Source organism: Marilutibacter maris (genome assembly GCF_006546735.2).
Classification (GTDB): Bacteria; Pseudomonadota; Gammaproteobacteria; order Xanthomonadales; family Xanthomonadaceae; genus Marilutibacter; species Marilutibacter maris.
In genome coordinates, this window is record NZ_VICD02000093.1 from 1 (window position 1) to 1,997 (window position 1,997).

General features: G+C 66.2%; 1 protein-coding gene. It reads left to right on the plus strand.

Annotated elements, in window-relative coordinates; translation table 11 throughout:
- Window positions 1-1,997: RHS repeat domain-containing protein (locus FKV24_RS06490; protein ID WP_141481805.1), on the plus strand; the 1,997-nt coding region annotated here is incomplete at both ends.

Here is a 1,997-nt window from a genome sequence, read left to right on the forward strand (position 1 = left end):
AGCCAGAGCGCGGTGGTCAACAACGACGGCACCCTCGCCTCGGTCACCGATGCCAATGGCAACAAGACCTGCTACGCCTACGATGCGATGGGTCGCCTGAGCCAGGTGACGCACACCTCGGAGAGCGCGTCGGGCGTCTGCGATACATCGGCGTGGGCGCCGACGACCCAGGCCTTCGAGCAGATCGATGTGAGCGAGGGCGGAATCCCCGCCGGGCACTGGCGCCAGATCGTCAAGACGGGCAGCGGCCAGAAGACCACGTACTACGACGGGCTGTGGCGGCCATTGCTGGTGCAGGAACACCATCTGGGCGATTACGACGCGACCAAGCGCTTCACCCGCTTCGCCTACGACCATGACGGTCGAACCGTGTTCGCCTCGTATCCCAGCACGCTCTACAACACCGCAGTCGGCACCTACACGGAATACGACGTGCTGGGGCGTCCGGTGCGGGTCGAGCAGGACTCGGAGCTGGGGGCGCCGCTGGTCACTGCCACCTGGTACGGCAACAATGGCGATGGCGACTATGCTCGGGTTACCAATCCGCGTGGCGAGATCACCCGGACCTGGCATCAGAACTTCGATCAGCCCGGCATGGACACTCCGGTGGCGATCCGGCATCCGGAGAGCGCCAATACCCATATCGTGCGCGACGACTTCGGCAAGCCGACCCGGATCCGTCGCAGCAACAGTGCCAGCCTGACCGGCGGCACTGTCGCCATCGACCGCGAGTACTTCTACAACGCCGAGCAACAGTTGTGTCGGGTGAAGGAGCCGGAGACCGGCGACACCTTCATGGGCTACGACGCGGCCGGCAACCTGGCCTGGTCGGCGGCGGGTTACCGCTCGGCCGCGGCGGCATGCGTGGATGCCAGCGCCGTGGCGGCGCGCCGGGCCGACCGCGGCTACGACCTGCGCAACCGGATCGTGTCGCTGAGCTTCCCCGACGGCCGTGGCAACACCACCCACACCTACACCGCGGACGGCCTGCCGGAGACCATCACCGTCAACAACGACGGCGGCACCGGCAAGATCGTCACCACCAGCTACGCCTACAACAAGCGCCGCCTGCCGGTGCAGGAGCGGATGCAGTGGGGTAGCGTCGATTGGACCCTGGGCTACAACTACAACGCCAACGGCCATCTGGCCAGCCAGGTGTTCCCGGACGGCACCAGCGTCGACTACGCACCCAATGCACTGGGCCAGCCGACCCAGGCCGGCAGCTATGCCAGCAATGTCAGCTACTTCCCCAACGGCGCGATCAAGCAGTTCACCTACGGCAACGGCATCGTTCACACCCTGACCCAGAACGCGCGGGGCCTGCCGGACACCAGTACCGATGCCTATGGCGGCACCGCGTTCCTGGCTGACAGCTACGACTACGACGCCAACGGCAATGTTGCCGCGATCACCGACGGCGCGACCGGCACCGGCCAGCGCGGCAATCGCGACATGGTCTACGACGGGCTGGACCGCCTGACCGGCACGACCTCGCCGATGTTCGGCACCGCGACCTACGCCTATGACGTGCTGGACAACCTGACCCGGGCCAAGCTCAGTGCCGGCGCGGGCGCGCGCGATCATCATTACTGCTACGACAGCGACTGGCAGCTGACCAACATCAAGACCGGCAGTTGCAGCGGCGCGACGGTGGTTGGGCTGGACTACGACGCGCAGGGCAACCTGTCCAACAAGAGCGGCGCCAGTTTCGACTTCGACTACGGCAACCGCCTGCGCAGCGCCAGCGGCAATGGCGTGACCGCCAGCGGCTATGTCTACGACGGCCTGGGCCGACGGGTGCGTGATTCCAGCAGTGGCAGCAGATACAGCCTGTACAGCCAGTCGGGGCAGTTGGCCTATGTGAGCGACCTCCGCAAGCGTGTGCGACAGGTGTACGTCTACCTGGGCGGCAGTCTGGTGGCGGTGCGCGACAGGGACATCGATACCGGTGCGCTATCGGTCAAATACCAGCACACCGACGCGCTGGGCAGCCCGGT